The organism is Pseudomonas sp. Pseusp10 (assembly GCF_059492225.1).
Window position 1 is genome coordinate 1,373,354 of the sequence record NZ_CP168528.1, and the last position, 16,832, is coordinate 1,390,185.

The window sequence follows — 16,832 nt, forward strand, 5'->3', positions numbered from 1 at the left end:
CTACCCGCATGGACATCCTCTACCAGATCCGCGCCCGTCAGGATTCCTTCAGTGCCGGTGAAGGACGCATCGCACGCCTGATGCTCGACGACGTAGGATTTGCCGCCTCCGCCAGCCTCGATGAACTGGCGCTGCGGGCAGAGGTCAGCAGCGCCACGCTGTCGCGTTTCGCCCGCACGGTCGGCTGCCGGGATTTGCGTGACTTGCGTTTGCAACTGGCCCAGGCCAGCGGCGTTGGCAGCCGATTTCTCGACCCGGCGGGCACGCCCGAGCAGTCGGCGTTCTACGGGCAAATCGTCGGCGACATCGAATCGACCTTGCGCCAGCACCTGGCGGCGTTCGATGAGTCGCGTTTCGCCGATGCGGTGAAACTGCTGGGCAAGGCGCGGATGATTCACGCTTTCGGCATGGGCGGCTGCTCGACCCTGTGCAGCGATGAACTGCAAGTGCGCCTGGTGCGCCTCGGCTATCCGATCACGGCGTGCCACGATGCGGTGATGATGCGCGTCACCGCCGCCAGCCTCAGCGCCGAACATGTGGTGATTGTCTGCTCGCTGACCGGGATCACCCCGGAACTGATTGAAACGGTGGAGCTGGCGCGCAACTACGGCGCGCGCATCCTGGCCATCACTCGCGGCGATTCGCCGCTGGCGCAACTGGCCGACATCGTCCTGCCCCTGCAAAGTGCCGAGACCTCGTTCATCTACAAACCCACGGCGGCACGCTACGGCATGCTGCTGGCCATCGATGTGCTCGCCACCGAGCTGGCCCTGGCCAACCCTGAAGACAATCAAGAACGTCTGCGGCGAATCAAACTCGCCCTCGACGAATACCGCGGCGGCGACGATCACTTGCCGCTGGGAGACTGACATGCAGTACGACACGCTGATTCGCAACGCCCTGATCATCGACGGCAGCAACAACCCTGGTTACCCCGCCGATGTGGCGATTCTGAATGGTCGCATCGAGCGTATCGGCGACTTGCGCGATGCCCACGCCAACGAAGAAATCGGCGCACAGGGCCATGTGCTGGCGCCGGGTTTCATCGACGTGCACACCCATGACGACACCGTGGTCATTCGTCAGCCGCAGATGCTGCCCAAGCTCAGCCAGGGCGTGACCACGGTCATTGTCGGCAACTGCGGGATCAGTGCTTCGCCGGTGAGTCTGCGCGGCGATCCGCCGGACCCGATGAACCTGCTCGGCACGGCCGCTGCGTTCGTTTATCCGACCTTCCGCGACTACCGCGCGGCGGTCGAAGCGGCGAACACTACGTTGAACGTCGCGGCGCTGGTGGGCCACACGGCATTGCGCAGCAATCATCTGGACGACCTGTTCCGCACCGCCACAGCGGATGAAATCGCCGCGATGCGCGAGCAACTGCGCGACAGCCTTGAGGCCGGCGCGTTGGGCCTGTCCACCGGCCTTGCCTATGCCAGCGCCTTCTCGGCATCAACCGATGAAGTGATGCAACTGACCGAAGAGTTGTCGGCGTTTGGTGCGGTCTACACCACCCATTTGCGCAGCGAATTCGAACCGGTGCTGGAGGCCATGAACGAGGCGTTCCAGATCGGTCGTCATGCGCAAAGCCCGGTGATCATTTCCCACCTCAAATGCGCCGGCGCCGGTAACTGGGGGCGTAGTCCGCAGCTGTTGGCGTCCCTCGAAGAGGCGGCGAAGACCCACCCGGTGGGATGCGACTGTTATCCCTATGCCGCGAGCTCATCGACCCTGGACCTCAAGCAGGTGACCGATGCCCACCGCATCACCATTACCTGGTCGACTCCGCATCCGCGGATGGGCGGCCGCGACCTGATGGACATTGCCGCCGAATGGAATCTGTCGTTGCTGGAGGCCGCCCGCCAACTGCAACCGGCCGGTGCGGTGTACTACGGAATGGATGAGGCGGATGTGCGCAGAATCCTCGCGCATCCGCTGTCGATGGTCGGCTCCGACGGCTTGCCGGAAGACCCGTTTCCGCACCCACGCTTGTGGGGCGCATTCCCCCGGGTGCTCGGACATTTCAGTCGTGACGTAGGACTGTTCCCGCTGCACACCGCCGTGCACAAAATGACCGGACTGTCGGCGGCACGCTTCGGTTTGAAGGAGCGCGGGGAAATACGCGAAGGCCATTGGGCCGACCTGGTGTTGTTCGATCCGGCGACCATCCGTGATGTCGCCGATTTCAACGATCCGCAGCGGGCGGCGCAAGGCATCGAGGGCGTATGGGTCAACGGTGTGTTGAGTTACCGCGATGGCCAGGCCAACGGGCGCAGGGAAGGGCGGTTCCTGGCCCGGGAAGGGGATTTGCGCACAGGGTTTCAGTGACGTTTCGAGGACTGCGTCACAGTGATGGCGCTTTGATGCTAAAGAATGGCGTTTCCGCGCCGAAGGACTGATATCAAGTCCGACTATCATTGCTGTTCGGTTACGTATTTTGTAGGAGCGAGCTTGCTCGCGATGGACAAAAGAGCGCAGCGTTTACCCAGTAGACACGCGTCATCATTAACGACTAATGCTGTTCAATCATGTAGGAGCGAGCCTGCTCGTGATGGCGTCAAAGGTGCCGCGTTTAGCCAGTCAAAACGCGTTATCGTTAACGACCATCGCGAGCAGGCTCGCTCCTACAGGGAGCAACTCGATGAGCTTCGGCAAAACCACTCCGATCCTGCGCATTTTCGACGAAGCCAAGGCAGTGGAATTCTACGTCGATTTCCTCGGTTTCAGGATCGACTGGCAACATCGTTTCGAGCCCGGTTTCCCCCTGTACCTGCAAGTCTCGCGGGGTGAGTGCGTGCTGCACCTGTCCGAACACAATGGCGACAGTACGCCAGGCTCGGCCTTGCGCATCGAGACCGATGAACTGGAAGCCTTCCAGCAGCAGCTGCTGGCCAAGGAGTATGCGTTTGCGCATCCACAGATCCAGGCCATGCCCTGGGGCAGCCAGGACATGACCATCAGTGATCCGTTCGGCAATCGGTTGGTGTTTACCAATGCGATCTGTGTCTGAGGTTTAGCTCTCCATTGATTGATTCCCATGCACTGCGTGGGAGCTGGCCTTGCCTGTATCCAGGCTGATGCTACCCACTTGCAACGCCATCCGGTAATCATCATTAACAATTGCGTGGGGGCTCAAGGGTAGTCGGAGGGCCGCTGAAGCTCATACAGTTATTCCCTTGAGGTTATATTCCTCGGGTGGCATATTTGTATGAAATGGGACGTTGAATACACGGATGAATTTGGCGATTGGTGGGGCGATTTGAATGAAAAGGAGCAGGCTTGTGTATCGGCGAGTGTCGACTTGTTGGAGCTCTTCGGACCAGGTTTGGGATTTCCCCATAGCAGCGATATCAAAGGCTCGCGACATGGCAATCTCCGAGAATTGCGGGTGCAGCATGGTGGTCGCCCCTACCGCGTGTTGTACGCATTTGATCCACGACGATGCGCATTATTGCTGATAGGTGGCGATAAAACCGGTCGGGATCGTTGGTATGACGATCATGTCCCCATGGCTGAAAAACTGTATGACGAACACCTGGAAACACTGCGTAAAGAGGGCCGCAACGATGGCTAAAAAATTCGCTGAGCTTCAAGCGCGTATGTCGCCTGAGTCACGTGCAGATGCAGAGCAATTGCTCCAACAACACTTGAAAGAAATGCCTCTGCATGAGCTTCGCAAAGCCCAGGAACTGAGCCAGGAAACCTTGGCGAAGGCCTTGCACGTCAACCAGGCAGCAATCTCGAAAATGGAACGACGCACTGACATGTACATCAGCACATTGCGCAACTACATCCGCGCCATGGGTGGTGAGCTGGAAATCATCGCCACCTTTCCTGAAGGACAGGTAAAGATCGAAAACTTCGCCAAATAAGCAGCTCGACGGCCTGAAATGAGAGAAGCCCTTTATTCAAAGGGCTTCCTGTCAACTCGCTGATCTGTTCGGCCTAGACCCTGAAATGACTCACCATCATCTGCAACTGATTCCCCAGCCGAGCCAGTTCAACACTGGACGCTGCCGTTTCATCGCTGGCAGCGGCGGTTTGTTCGGACACGTCGCGCACGTTGATGATGCTGCGGCTGATCTCTTCGGCCACGGCGCTTTGCTGTTCGGCAGCGGCGGCGATTTGCTGGTTCATCGACTGGATGTTGGACACCGTGCGGGTGATGTTCTCCAGTGACTCGCCAGCCTTGCGGGTCAGGGCCACGCTGCTGTCGGTGAGGACGCGGCTGTTGTTCATCACCGCCGACACTTGTTGCGTGCCGTTCTGCAGGCCGGCCACCAGCCCTTCGATTTCCTCGGTGGATTTCTGCGTGCGCTGGGCCAGGCCACGAACCTCGTCGGCCACCACGGCAAAACCACGACCGGCTTCACCGGCACGGGCCGCTTCGATGGCGGCATTGAGCGCCAGCAGGTTGGTCTGTTCGGCAACGGCCTTGATCACGTCCATGACGCTGCCGATCTTGTCGCTTTCCTGTTGCAGCACGCTCATGGCTTCGGTGGAACGCACCACCTCGCTGGCCAGACGCTCGATCTGGGCGATGGCTTCGTTGACCACCTTGTCACCTTCACGGGCTTCGCCGTCCGCCGCGGCAGCGGCTTGCGAGGCTTCTTCAGCGTTGCGCGCGACTTCCTGCACGGTGGCGGTCATCTCGTGCATGGCGGTCGCGACCTGATCGGTCTCGATTTTCTGGCTGTTGACCCCGGCGCTGGTCTGCTCGGTCACGGCCGACAACTCTTCAGCGGCGCTGGCGATCTGGGTCACGCCGTCGCGGATGCCGCTGATCAAGTCGCGCAGGGTCACGCCCATGCGCGCGATGCCTTGCTGCAACACGCCGAGTTCGTCGCGGCGGGTAACCAGGACGTTTTGGGACAGGTCACCGCTGGCGATGCGATCGACCACCGCCAGGGTTTCACGCAATGGGCGGGTGATCTGGCGAGTGATGACCACGGCGGCAATGATGCCCACCAGCAACGCCAGCAACGCACTGATCAGTTGCAGAGTGCGTGCCCGGGCGCTTTCGGCGTCACGGCGGTCGAGCTGGATCTGGTACATCTGATCGCTCTGGGACACGATGGCGGCGCCCTGGTCGGTCATTTCCTTGCGCGCTTGCACCGCGTCGTTGCTGGCGGCCTTGTAGGCCTGCAAGGCGCTGCGGTAGTTGCCCAGCGCGGTTTCCAGCTGACGCAGGGCGTCTTGCCGGGAGTCGGCGAAATGCGTGTTCAGCGGTTTCAGGCTGGCGATGGCGGCGTCCAGTTGGCCGACCGCTTTTTGCTCGGTCTCGGCATTGGTGTTGGCGGTATAGCCGCGCACTTCGTAGCGGGCCAGCAGGAACGCTTCCTTGGTCGCGGTGATGGCCTGGAACTGTTCGAAGCGCTGGTCACTCAACGGCATTTGCTGCACGCGGGCGTTGATGTCATTGATCAACGTGTTGGCGGTTTCGGCGCTGGCGCTCATTGCGTCGCGGGCGCTGTTGCCGGCGCGATAGGCATTGCGCATCTTGCCGAGGGACGTCTTGTAGGCATCGATGACGGCGCCCTGTTCTCTGAGCAACTTGAGGTTTTCCGGGCTCTTGAACTTCGCCAGCAGGGCTTGCTGCTGGGCCGAGAAGGCGTCGAGGGTGGTCTGTACGGTCTGCGCGGCGGTTTCGTCGCCGTTGGTCAGCATGTACTGCAGGCGAACCACGCGCAGCTTGGTCAGGCCGCCATTGAGCTGGGTGATGTCGCTCATCCAGTTACTGCGGTCGATCAACCCGCCCAGGCTGGTCCAGCCGGTCAGGGCGAGGACGCAGGTCAGTGCCAGGACCAGGCCAAATCCCAGGCCCAGTTTCAGGTTCACGCTGATGTTGCCGAACCAGCTATTCATCAAATTCCTCCAGGAACGTAGTGCTTCTTGTTTGTCGGTTGGCTGGAAGATTGTTTTTTTTGGGGGCCGCCAAGCTGTGTAAGCAGGATGTATCGGCCGCAATCCCGGGAGCTGAAAGGATTTTGCCGAACGGATTCTGTAACAAGGTTTTTACAGCGCTTTTAAGCTTTTTTTCACATGCGTTTCACCAGTCACCGACGCACGTTTCTCTAACCTTGCGGGATCTAATGGGGTGGTGTTTGCCGGCGAGGCGGCTTGATGTGGAATTAAGACTGAGTCTTTTCGGGATAAAACGCTCGATCGATCTGAACCGCTTTACCCGCTATCGCAACGCTGCGGTGGTGTTGGCCTCGGCCCTGCTGGTTATCCCGCTGACCGTGTTTTTGCTGCGTCCCGCCACCGCGCCGGATCTGGCTCACGGCAATGTGGCCGGCGCACAGGCGCTGATGACGGGATGGGCCAAGGGCGACGTGATCGTACTGGTGCGCCACGTCGAGCGCTGCGATCACTCCTCTGCGCCTTGCCTGGTTGGTAACGATGGCATTACCGAGCGCTCTCGCCGTGTTGCCGAGAGCCTTGGGGCACAGTTCAAACACCTGGGCCTGGACAAGGCCGATATCTACAACAGCCCGATCCTGCGTACGGCACAGACCGCCAACTTCATGTTCAACAAGGTCGGCACGGGCGAAGACTGGCTGATCATTTGCAAGGGCACCATGCTGCGCGACGCGTTGGCGCACAAGGTTGCCGGACGTAACCTGGTTCTGGTGACCCACAGCGAATGCATGGAGCAACTGGAAACAGACCTCAAGTTACCGCCTTCGACCCTGGGTTATGGCGCTTCACTGTTTATTTCCGCCGAAACCCCGCAAACTCCGCGCATGCTTGGTTTCATCGAGGCTTCTGACTGGAGCTCGGTGAGTACTCATTGAGTTTTTCCCTCTTCTTTTTGAATCAGGATTCACAATGCTGACCGCTTCTCGCTACCGCTTTTACTGGGTGAATTTCGGTATTCCGCTGGCCTGCGCGGTCGTGGTGTTCCTGATGTTCGACATGACCAGTATCGACATCGCCTTCAACAACTATTTTTTTGATCCGGTGACGCAGACGTACCCGCTGGACCATGTTCATCTGTTCGAAAAAATCACCCATAAATGGGCGCGGATCATCCCGAACTGGACGGGCGAGATTGCGATTATCGGTGCCTTGTTGTCATTTCTCTGGCCACGCCTGAAGGCCGAAAAGCATTCGAAAATCATCGCCTTCCTGGAAAAAATCAAAGTCGCACCGGTGCTGCGCTTTGCCACCCGGCACCGTCGCGATTTTCTCTACGTGGTGTTCGCGTTCTCCATCAGCACCGGGGTAATTCACTACCTCAAGGGCCACACCAGCGTGTATTGCCCGATCGAGACGACCCAGTACGGCGGCAAAATGGAGCACGTCGAGTGGTACGAGAATTTCGACCTGCTGAAAGTTGCCGGTCCGGGGCGTTGCTGGCCGGGCGGGCACGCGTCGGGCGGGTTCACCATGCTGGCGTTGTACTTCGTGGCACGTCGCTACCGCTGGCGCTATTCGAAAGCGATCATGTACGGCTCGTTGACCCTCGGCTTCATCTACGGCACCACGCGGGTACTGCAAGGCTGGCACTACATGTCCCACACCTTATGGGCCGGGATCTTTGTGTGGTTGGCGTGTTTGCTGACGGCGCTGGCGTTTTACGGGGGGGCGAGGCTGGAGCAGCCCGTGCTTTCAAAGGCGCAACAACCGCTACCGGCGACTCAGACCCAGCCAGTGAATTGAATTCGCTTTGAACAGTAAAACCCGCAACCCGAAAGGGCTGCGGGTTTTTTTGTTGCTTGAGGAAATGTCAGTGAGTCATGGTTTGGGCGCAGCAAAGATCCACTGTGGGAGCGAGCTTGCTCGCGATAGCGGCAGGTCAGTCCGCATCATCATTGGTTGCTCTACCGCCATCGCGAGCAAACTCGCTCCTACAAGTGGCGGGTGCCTCACTGCGCAACGAAGTAGTAGGCTTGACGCCCCACCATCATCGTCTTGAGCACCTTCAACGGTGCGGCAGGCTCAGTGTCGCCGGAGAGCACCGCGACATGATCGGGTGATGCACCCAGAAACTCATGCAACTGCGACTCGGTATCGAGCCCTTTGAGCACGCTGCGGGTATAGAACACGCTGGCGCCGCCCAATCGTTCAGTGGCTTGGTACAGGGCAACTTGTTGCCCGTTGGCCTGCATCGACTGGATCTGCTCGGTCAGCGGCAGGAAGGACAACTTCCGGTCGGCATGGGGCATCGCCCATTGAGCCGCGGCGAAGTAGCCGCAAATGACCACGGCCAGGGTGCCAACCGCCAGACCGTTACGATACCCGGCCACGCGACCGATCCAGGTCGGTGAACCTTCACGGGACTTCAAGCGCTCGAGCAGCACGCTCGCGTACTCGGCAGCGACCACCGCTGCTGCGGGCGTCAGTGACATCAGGTACACCGTACGTTTGCTCGACGCCAGCGTCAGCATCACAAATTGCGCCAGCAACCACAGGGCGAAGAACAGCAAGTAACGGTTGGCCATCAGGCTTTTACGAAAATGCCACAGGCCCAGGTACACCAGAATATTCCAGGGCAAGAAGGCCTGGGGCAGTTTGACCAGGTAGTAATAGTACGGCTCGTGATGCCCCGCCTCGACAAAGGAACCGCTGAAGCGACCAACGCTGTTGGTCAATAACACTTCGGTCACGGCATGGGCACCGCCGCGCTGGTAAAGCATCGCAAGCCAGATCATCAGCGGTACCAGCCCCAGTAGCGTCAGCAGGCCTGGCCGCAGCCAGCCCGCGACGTTCAGGCGTTTGTCCATCAGGCTGGTGGTCAGCAGGTACGCGAAGATCACTACCCCCGGCATGGCCAGGCCCAGCACGCCCTTGCTTAAGGTCGCGATGGTGATCCCCGCCACAAATAGCAATCCGTTGCCGATGCCGGCTTGTCGTTGTCCTGCAAGGAACGCCAGTAGCGCTGCGCTCACCCCGAGGGCGAGCAACGCATCCTCACCGACACCGCGCACGTTGCTCCAGTAGCTGGCCATGGTCGCCAGCAGAATCGCCGCTGTCCACGCGACAGTAACGGGCCGGCCGAGCCGGCGCAGCATGGCGTACAACAGCATCACACTGAACAGCCCGGCGAATGCAGACGTCAGGCGAACGGCCCACGGCGTACCGCCAAATGCGCGAATCGCCCCGGCACCGAGCCACAGGCTCAGGGGCGGTTTTTCCAGAAACGGTTCGCTGAAAAGTCGCGGCGTCACCCAGTCATTATCCAGGTGCATTTCCATGGCAATTCCGGCGACCCGCGCTTCGGTGGAGCCTTGTAATTGGTGGTTGCCCAGGGCGAAGAAAAACAGCAGGCAACACAGTGCAAACAGCAGTGGGACAGGGCGCGACATGACTTCTGGTTACCGGTAAAGGACGGCTGAAAAAAATCAGGCAGAAAAAAGTATACGGAACGATTTCTTAACGAAGCATGAACAACTGTTGTGATCTATTGGGGGTGAAGGTCGACCTTCATTTCGCCAGCCAATCTGACATTCGATGCCCGGTGAGTCCCTGATTGAATCGCACAAATTCCCCCTCGACATTTGTAAAACGCCTGGTGCTCCGAAGGGTCGTGCTCGGTTCAAGCATTGTCTTCGCTCTACTGCTGACCGCGGGCAGTTACTGGCTGTTCACGCCGCCTTCACCCTATGTTCCGCTGAGCGGTCTGGACCCTGCATCAGTGTCGATGATCGCGGTGGGTGACCAGGGCAGTGGTGACTTGCAACAGTGGCGGGTGGGGCAAGCCATGGAGCGGGTTGCGTCCAGAGAGGGGCGCCTGGACATGGTGGTATTCCTGGGCGACAACTTCTACGGCAAGCCATTGACCAGTACCCACGATTTCCACTGGGAAACCCGATTCGAGCGTGTCTATTGGGGGCGCTGGCTCAGCCATGTGCCGTTTTACGCGGTGCTGGGTAACCACGATTACCCGGTGTCGCAAAAATACGAGATTGAGTACGGCCAACAGCACAAGGGTTCGGGGCGCTGGCAGATGCCGGCGAATTTCTACGTCAGGGATTTCGGTAACGTCGACGGGCGGCCATTGGTGCGGATGGTGTTCCTCGACACCTCGGCGCCACGTGAACGTTTGCAGCAGCAAATCGACTTTATCGATCAGGCGTTCCAGGCACCCGGGCCGGCTCCGGTATGGCGAATAGCCGCGTCCCATCACCCGGTGCGCAATCAAGGCGAGCATGGCGAGGAGTCGGATCTGGTCACCCGGCTCTTGCCAGTGCTGGAACGCAACCACGTGGATATGCTTTTGTCGGGTCATGATCACAACCAGCAATTGCTGTTACGTGCAGGTGAACCCGCGTGGGTCATTTCCGGGGCGGGTGGCAAGAGGCTGAGTGCTCTGAGCGCGCCAACACCGGATAGCGCGTTTACTGCTTCGCGGGCTGGTTTTGCCAAACTCGACCTGAGTGCCACTCAATTGCGGCTGGGTTATTACAACGACCGAGGCGAGCTGGAATCCGGTTATCGCTGGGCCAGAGACTGCCAGTGGATGGCCAAAGGCTGTTTGCTGCCCGAGCAGTCGCAAGGGAGCGTCACGCAGTTGGCACAGTGATGGACGGTGTCGGCCAGATACAACCAGCGGTGGTCGTCAGGCAAATTCGCAGGCAAAAAAGGTTCTTCACGCAATCCCGGGAAACTGTAGGAGCCAGCCTGCTGGCGATGGACTCAAGTGCGCCGCGTTCATCCAGTTCATACGCGTTATCGTTAACGACCATCGCCAGCAGGCTGGCTCCTACAAGGGGCCGTGCCCATGCTTAAAGCAGTGAAAGAACCAAAAAAAAGCCCGCGGGAGGGCGGGCAAACCGTAGTTTCTTGAATGAGCGAGGGCAATGTACAGGCAGGAGTGGAGCAGTGGGGTGAAGAAAAATTCATCTCGATCAACGCCCCGCGCCAGAGCCTGCCACACCGCTACGGCAGGTGATCTGCGGCAAAGTCGGCTTCCGACCGTGCACGCAAACGGCCCTTGCGGCAGGCTTGCTGGAACCGCTCGAAATCGCGCTCGTTCTGCTCGGTATAACCCCGGGCATATTTATAGAGCGCGTCGGCCAGTGCCTCGCTCTTGCCGATGTAGCCGCTGATCACCGCCGCGCGCCCGGAAGACTTGGCATGGGCACGAGCCAGGGCCCGGCCGCAGAGCCGGCCATAGGCCGCGAATGCGTCGCCATCGAAAGTCTCGAGTTCGGCGGATATTTTCATATCGCGCAATTGCCGCACATAGAAATGCCGTCCGCTGGGGCCGGTGGTCCAGCCGAGGAACAGGTCGCTGGCCGATTGCATCAACCGCTGACCGTCGACCACCCGCTGCCCTTCATGCCGCACTCGTGACTTGGCTTTCACGTAGCCTGCGAGCACCGAGCGCCGCGCTTCCTTGAATTGCAGGAATAACGGGAACTCCTGATCGTCGGTCAGCAGCGCCACCAGGCAACGGGTGCCGACACTGCCGACGCCCACCACTTTGAACGCCATGTCCTGAACATGAAACCGCGACACCAGATCGCGGCGGTCCGCTTGCAGGGTGCCGCGATAGTCGCGCATGAAGGTGTCGTAGAGCGGGCGCCAGTCCGGAAGGCGCAACCAGTCATCATCGGCGTCCAGCAGCGTGGTGTTTTTGTGCAGGTGGAAGATTTCCGGCAGGTCATCGCGAATGATCAGACGACCATGGGCGTCGCGTTCGCTGATTTTTGGCAGCAGTTCGGCATGGGTGCGACGCTCGGCTTTTTCGATGGCCCGTTCCACGTGTTCCAGGGTGCTTTTGTTGGCCTGCGCCAGCAGGTCGTCATAGCTGATGGCCTCGTACCAGGTTTCCAGCGCACTTTGTTCGGCGCATTCGAGCATGGTTTTCTGATAGGCGCCCACGACCTGATGGCAAACCGTTTCCTCAACCGTTTCCCCATGACGCAGATCGCGAGCCGCCACCAGGAAACTTGCCACCAGACGTTTCAAGTCCCACTCCCACGGCCCGGGATGGGCTTCGTCGAAGTCGTTGACGCTGAACAGCAGATTGCGTTCAGGCGTTGCGAAGCCCCCGAAATTCATCAGGTGGCTATCACCGCAAATCGGCGAATTCAACCCCATGTTCGAGGTGCCCGCCAGGTCGTGGGCCTGCAGCAGCGCATTGCCGCGATAGAAGGTGAAAGGTGACACCAGCATTCGCCCGTAGCGCAACTCCACCAGCGATTTGACGCGTCCTTCACTTGAGGCCTTGATCAGCGGTATCGGGTCGCGGGCGACATTTCCCAAGGAGGCTTGCGAACTGCGCGAGCACTTCTTGCGCGCATCCTTGCCTTGCTTCAAGCGGTCGGTGAGGGTGGTCATGGGGGCCTATTCGACAGGTGTTGTAGGGCATATGCGGATTGAGTGTAGAAGGGCTTTACGGGGTCATCCCAAGTGTTTGCGCAGCGGCTAGTCTCTCTGTCAGGCATCGGCACGATGTCACTGACCGGAGACAGGGAGGCCTGTGCTTTCACTGCTGATTTCGCTGTTGTTGGCGTTCCTTATCGGCTGGGTGTCCCAACGCATGGGCATGTGTCTGGTCAACGCCATGGGGCTGCTGCTCAAGCGCCGGCCGACCCTGTTCGTGTCGTTGGTCAGTTGCGGTTTGTTCGGCCTGTTGCTCGCGCCGTTCTACGCCTTGTTTGGCGTCAGTCAGCCGTTGTTCATTCCCGAGGTTGGCTACTTGTCGCTGGTCGGTGGCGGGCTGTTGTTCGGCCTCGCCTCGGTGCTCAATGACGGATGCAGCGTCGGCACCCTGACCAAACTCGCCAGCGGCAACCTCAACAAGGCCTTCTCCATCCTCGGCTGGGTGCTGGGCATCGTGCTGTGGCATCACCTGAACATGCTGACCGAACACCGGGCGCTGCAAATGCCGATGATTACCAGCCGCCATTACTGGCTGGTCATCGGCATCGTGTTGCTGATTTTGCTGTTTTTAATCCGGATCCACGGCGACAAACACCTGGTGCTGTCGAGCCTGTTGCTGGGCGCGCTGACCAGCGCCCTCTACACCTTCGAACCGCAGTGGACGCCCAGCGTGTTCTTTTACGATCTCTCGCAAATGTTCTGGTTACCGGGCGAAAACATGCTGACCCAGCAACGTGTCGCGGTGTTCAGCCTGTTGCTGGGGGGCATGCTCTGTTACACATTGCATCGTCGTACGTTCAACTATCAGCGGTTCGAAGCGATGACGGCGGGCAGGCATTTACTGGCTGGCGTACTGATGGGGACCGGTGCCTCGATGATGCTGGGCGGAAATGACTCACAGATATTGTTGGTGTTTCCGACACTGACCTGGGTAGGCGCTGTGCCGTTGGTGTCGATTGTGTTGGGGATATTGGTGGGGGTTTGGGTGAGGCGGGTGAGTAAGGCATATTCGCAATAATGTTCTGTATACGATACATTTAATAATAAATGTCACGGTAGCTGAACATGGAATACGTCCTGCTGATCTCTCGACTCGGTAGCCAAATACGTGAAACCCGTATCAGGCGCGGCCTGACACAAGCTCGACTTGCTGAGCTCGCCGGTTTGACGCGGCAGAAAGTCATTGCTGTCGAGAAGGGTACCCATAGTGTTGCCATGAACGCTTATGCAAGAGTCTTGAGCGCTTTGGACTGCGAGCTCGCCGTTGTTCCGGCGACCATGCCGACCCTTGAAGAGCTTGGGGAATTGTTCGAATGAAAATGGCTTCCCTCAAAGTCAGTACGCCAGAGGGCCATAGCGGCCGAATCCTCACCAGCGGCGATGATTTTATTTTCCGCTATCAAGGAGACGCTTTGCCCAACACTGCCATCAGTCTGTCGATGCCTGTGCGTGCTGACGAGTTCCGTAGACGGGATCTGCATCCCGTATTCCAGATGAATCTCCCTGAAGGCTATATGTTGGAGCAGTTGCGCAATCGCCTTGCGAAAACTGTAAACGTCGATCCAATGTTGCTGCTTGCTCTTTCTGGCAGCAGTTCGCCTATTGGCAGGGTTCAGGTGCATTCCGAAGCCGTTGATGCCTTGTTGGGTGAGCAGCAGTTCCCTGGAGAAAAACTCGAAGAAATTCTCACGTGGGATGGTACGGAAGATATCTTCGCCGACTTGCTTGATCGCTATATTTTGAGGGCCGGTATATCGGGTGTTCAGCCAAAGGTGCTGGTGCCTGAGCAGCAAGATTTCGAGTTACGACGAGCCACCTCGAAAACCTCGGACTTGATTATCAAGAGTGGTCGCGAAGAATTTCCAGGACTGGCCATCAATGAGTTCCTTTGCATGTCCATTGCCAGGGAAGCGGGTATTTCCGTTCCGGAGTTTTACCTGTCCGACAATGCCAAGCTGTTTGTCATGCGTCGCTTTGATCGGGATGATCAACTCAACCCGATTGGTTTCGAGGACATGGCAGCCTTGATGGGGCTCTCGGCCGATCAGAAGTACAGCAAAAGCTATGCAGCCATTGCCAAAGCGATTCGATTGTTTTGTCCGGCAAGCAATCAACGAACTTCGCTTGATCAACTTTTCGATTGCGTAGCGCTGAGCTGCATTGTTGGGAACGGCGATGCTCATTTGAAGAACTTCGGTTTGCTCTATTCGGAGCCGACCCAACGTGACGCCCGCCTCGCGCCGGCATACGACATCGTTAATACGACGGCCTACATCCCTGAAGACGTATTGGCGCTGGACCTGGTGGGTAACAAGTCGTTGTTTGCTTCCCGTCAGGGGCTGTTGGAGTTTGCACTGACGTGTGAGGTAGACCGTCCCAAGGAGCGAATTCAGAGTTTACTGGCTGCGGTTGAGGTGGTGCTTGAACGCTACTCACGGTTTCGGGAACTAGCGCCTCATGTGGTGCGGGCTATACAACACGCGGCCGCACCTTTCGCCCTGACGTTTGGCTAGTTTCAATGCCATAGGCAGGTGATGAAAATGGGAAATCTCAATGAGATCGCCCATTTTTTCAAGGATCAAATTTGCATCTGCAGCCGCCGTCCAACCACATCCAGCAAGTCGCAACCATCACGTAACGAGGTCACCAGCACCCGTGCGAGTTCACTGTGAACGCCCTCGTCCGCCGCGAAACGCTCCAGCAATTGCGTCGCGGTGCGAATGCGGTAGGCAGCTGTTTCGTGCAGCACATCCAGTGGAGCCTCGGTGTCGATCAGTAGTGACGGAATGGTGCAGTCGATGCTGGTCATCGGCATGTATCGATCCATCTCAAGCCTCCACTTCATCGAGCGGCGCGATGTTGTCCAGGGCCCGGTTCACCAGTAATTCAGCCAACACAGCCAATTGCTGGATCGCCAAGGCGATGTTGCGACGCGAACTCTCAAGCTCACAGGCCAGGTCGGTGCTCATGACGTTGAGCGAGGCGAGGGTTTCACTGGCGTGGGTGAGCAGGGACGGTGTGTCGACGTTGGAGCGGATGGTGAAGACGTGGCTGACGGGGTCGAGGTGATTGGGGTTACGAAGGCGGGCGCTGATGGCGGGTTCGGTGGTTTCGGAGAGTTTGGATAAGTCGATTGAGTCTTCAGCTAAATTGGCTGGGGATTCCGGGGGATTGGGGCTGTTCTTTTTCATGATGGCGTTTCCTCACACTGTTTAAAGAGGCTGCCATCCCCTGCTGTCAAACAGGATTGGGTGGCAGCTATACGCGGGTTGACAGACCGGAAGTGTGAGAACCCGGTGCACCCGAAGGTGCCCCGCGCACAGCCGCCATAATCGTGACTGCATGCAGTCTGATTTGGAGGTGTGAAGAGTACACTTTTCAGCCTGTCAAAGCCGATCGCTGATTTACAGCGACCCCTGAAGGCTATCCGCGAGAAGATGCGTTCGCCAGTTCATGAAAGGCGATGCGTTTTGCGGGAAGTTTCCTAGGACGTGGTGAAGTCATTGCACCGATCACAGGTCACTCGATCGCACCATATGCTTGAAATGATGCTCCCAAAGCCTGACCCCCAACCCGCCCGTCCGGTCCAGCGACGACCCCACCGTCAAATCCGTAATCAACGTCGGCTGCAAACCCGCATCAAACAGCGCAAACCCCGCCGCCAGGCAGCAGGTCTCCGTCTGAAGGCCGCAGACCAATACCCGGTCCACCTTCAGGCTTTTTAAGTACTCGATGGTCTCGGGCGACGGCGCGTATCCGTGCTTGATGAAGATGCGGTCAGCCTGGATCAGACAGTCGTCGTCCGGGGCGGGGTGCCAGCCGAGCTGTTTCTGGAAGGGGGTTTTGGATTCGTCGTGGCGTTCGACGGTGGCGACGCTGGGCAGCGTGCCGATGAGTGTCTGGATTCCATCGATGAGCCATTGGGGTGGGGCGAAACTGGGCTGGAGGTCGATGATCAGGAGGGCTTGGCGCATGGGCGTCTCCGGGGTAGGTCGCGGTGACGGTGGCTTCTGTGGCCGCTGGGTATTTGTGTTGATCTGGCTGGCCTCTTCGCGGGCAAGCCCGCTCCCACAGGGTGCGGTGTGAGGCATGAATTATCAAACCCCAGATGCAACAAAGCCCGCACTGGGCGGGCCTTGTCAGCTTTGATTGGTGGGCCGGGGTAAGTTGAACTGCTGCGGTATATCTATGATTCATATGACTAATAGTTTTTATGTTTTGTTGGTGGAATACCGATTGGAATACGGTTTAGCTGAAAACTGCTCTGCTCAGGTTTTCTCTATGAGTCAGATGTACCGATGTCACGACGGAAAATCCGGCGGAGTAAACTTTTCGCCTCTATTTTCCTTCTCAAGCTGCTTTGTGCCACCTAAGGCATAGGTGGGGCAGAAGCGGTCAGGAGAGGGGAGTTCAAGAAGGCAGTAGGTATGCCTGCTGCGGCTAGACACCTTTAATGGCATTAGGCTACTTTGGGGGCTTGTGCATCGACAACAGGC

17 protein-coding genes and 1 pseudogene are annotated in these 16,832 nt (G+C 58.5%); 11 read left to right on the forward strand and 7 right to left on the reverse strand.

Annotated features, from left to right (window positions below):
• Positions 1-8 precede the first annotated feature (8 nt).
• From ACEN8Z_RS06130 to ACEN8Z_RS06150, 5 genes are all read left to right on the forward strand, one after another.
• Positions 9-869: a MurR/RpiR family transcriptional regulator gene (locus ACEN8Z_RS06130; protein ID WP_495597080.1), complete on the forward strand. Its 861-nt coding sequence runs from the start codon at positions 9-11 to the stop codon at positions 867-869.
• A 1-nt stretch (position 870) separates the two neighbouring features.
• Positions 871-2,328 (forward strand): N-acyl-D-amino-acid deacylase family protein, encoded by a 1,458-nt coding sequence (locus ACEN8Z_RS06135; protein WP_495597081.1) that lies wholly within the window; start codon positions 871-873, stop codon positions 2,326-2,328.
• A 313-nt stretch (positions 2,329-2,641) separates the two neighbouring features.
• Complete coding sequence (locus ACEN8Z_RS06140) at positions 2,642-3,010, forward strand: glyoxalase superfamily protein (RefSeq protein WP_495597082.1); 369 nt, start codon at positions 2,642-2,644, stop codon at positions 3,008-3,010.
• Positions 3,011-3,208: 198 nt separating this feature from the next.
• Positions 3,209-3,574, forward strand: a complete 366-nt coding sequence (locus tag ACEN8Z_RS06145; RefSeq protein WP_495597083.1) for a type II toxin-antitoxin system RelE/ParE family toxin — start codon at positions 3,209-3,211, stop codon at positions 3,572-3,574.
• Entirely contained in the window at positions 3,567-3,872 is a 306-nt protein-coding gene (locus tag ACEN8Z_RS06150) for a helix-turn-helix domain-containing protein (protein WP_057396604.1), read from the forward strand. Before ACEN8Z_RS06145 ends, ACEN8Z_RS06150 begins: the two co-directional genes overlap by 8 nt.
• Before the next feature lie 73 nt (positions 3,873-3,945).
• Here ACEN8Z_RS06150 and ACEN8Z_RS06155 read toward each other — a convergent pair whose 3' ends face one another.
• Both ACEN8Z_RS06155 and ACEN8Z_RS06160 read right to left on the reverse strand, forming a co-directional pair.
• The gene (locus tag ACEN8Z_RS06155) at positions 3,946-4,809 is read right to left on the reverse strand and encodes a methyl-accepting chemotaxis protein (RefSeq protein WP_495598089.1); all 864 of its coding nucleotides are present in this window, start codon (positions 4,807-4,809) and stop codon (positions 3,946-3,948) included.
• A pseudogene (locus ACEN8Z_RS06160) lies at positions 4,804-5,865 on the reverse strand (methyl-accepting chemotaxis protein); the annotation flags it as partial. The pseudogene ACEN8Z_RS06160 and the gene ACEN8Z_RS06155, both read right to left, overlap by 6 nt.
• A gap of 260 nt (positions 5,866-6,125) precedes the next feature.
• Between ACEN8Z_RS06160 and pmrG the strand changes: the two are divergent.
• Together pmrG and ACEN8Z_RS06170 are read left to right on the forward strand one after the other, a co-directional pair.
• Positions 6,126-6,797: a lipopolysaccharide core heptose(II)-phosphate phosphatase PmrG gene (gene pmrG, locus ACEN8Z_RS06165; RefSeq protein WP_495597084.1), complete on the forward strand. Its 672-nt coding sequence runs from the start codon at positions 6,126-6,128 to the stop codon at positions 6,795-6,797.
• Positions 6,798-6,831: 34 nt separating this feature from the next.
• Positions 6,832-7,665 (forward strand): phosphatase PAP2 family protein, encoded by an 834-nt coding sequence (locus ACEN8Z_RS06170; RefSeq protein WP_495597085.1) that lies wholly within the window; start codon positions 6,832-6,834, stop codon positions 7,663-7,665.
• Between the two features lie 206 nt (positions 7,666-7,871).
• On the opposite strand, the gene ACEN8Z_RS06175 is transcribed toward ACEN8Z_RS06170, so the two are convergent.
• A complete protein-coding gene (locus tag ACEN8Z_RS06175) occupies positions 7,872-9,311 on the reverse strand; it encodes an ArnT family glycosyltransferase (RefSeq protein ID WP_495597086.1) in 1,440 nt (479 codons plus the stop codon).
• Between the two features lie 221 nt (positions 9,312-9,532).
• Here ACEN8Z_RS06175 and ACEN8Z_RS06180 point away from each other — a divergent pair, with 221 nt between their 5' ends.
• Positions 9,533-10,528, forward strand: coding sequence for a metallophosphoesterase (locus ACEN8Z_RS06180; RefSeq protein ID WP_495597087.1), 996 nt, complete (start codon positions 9,533-9,535; stop codon positions 10,526-10,528).
• A 356-nt stretch (positions 10,529-10,884) separates the two neighbouring features.
• On the opposite strand, the gene ACEN8Z_RS06185 is transcribed toward ACEN8Z_RS06180, so the two are convergent.
• Positions 10,885-12,291: a DUF2252 domain-containing protein gene (locus ACEN8Z_RS06185; RefSeq protein ID WP_495597088.1), complete on the reverse strand. Its 1,407-nt coding sequence runs from the start codon at positions 12,289-12,291 to the stop codon at positions 10,885-10,887.
• A 142-nt stretch (positions 12,292-12,433) separates the two neighbouring features.
• On the opposite strand from ACEN8Z_RS06185, the gene ACEN8Z_RS06190 reads away from it, so the two are divergent.
• From ACEN8Z_RS06190 to ACEN8Z_RS06200, 3 genes are read left to right on the forward strand one after another with little or no spacing between them, the layout of a single operon-like run.
• Entirely contained in the window at positions 12,434-13,354 is a 921-nt protein-coding gene (locus tag ACEN8Z_RS06190) for a YeeE/YedE thiosulfate transporter family protein (protein WP_495597089.1), read from the forward strand.
• Positions 13,355-13,401: 47 nt separating this feature from the next.
• Positions 13,402-13,653, forward strand: coding sequence for a helix-turn-helix domain-containing protein (locus ACEN8Z_RS06195; RefSeq protein ID WP_007989054.1), 252 nt, complete (start codon positions 13,402-13,404; stop codon positions 13,651-13,653).
• Positions 13,650-14,849 (forward strand): type II toxin-antitoxin system HipA family toxin, encoded by a 1,200-nt coding sequence (locus tag ACEN8Z_RS06200; RefSeq protein WP_495597090.1) that lies wholly within the window; start codon positions 13,650-13,652, stop codon positions 14,847-14,849. The genes ACEN8Z_RS06195 and ACEN8Z_RS06200 overlap by 4 nt, the downstream gene beginning before the upstream one ends.
• Positions 14,850-14,914: 65 nt before the next feature.
• Here ACEN8Z_RS06200 and ACEN8Z_RS06205 read toward each other — a convergent pair whose 3' ends face one another.
• From ACEN8Z_RS06205 to ACEN8Z_RS06215, 3 genes are all read right to left on the reverse strand, one after another.
• Entirely contained in the window at positions 14,915-15,163 is a 249-nt protein-coding gene (locus ACEN8Z_RS06205) for a hypothetical protein (protein ID WP_495597091.1), read from the reverse strand.
• Position 15,164: 1 nt separating this feature from the next.
• Positions 15,165-15,527, reverse strand: a complete 363-nt coding sequence (locus ACEN8Z_RS06210) for a DUF6124 family protein (RefSeq protein WP_495597092.1) — start codon at positions 15,525-15,527, stop codon at positions 15,165-15,167.
• A 321-nt stretch (positions 15,528-15,848) separates the two neighbouring features.
• Positions 15,849-16,310, reverse strand: a complete 462-nt coding sequence (locus ACEN8Z_RS06215; RefSeq protein WP_007993551.1) for an isochorismatase family protein — start codon at positions 16,308-16,310, stop codon at positions 15,849-15,851.
• Between the last annotated feature and the right edge of the window lie 522 nt (positions 16,311-16,832).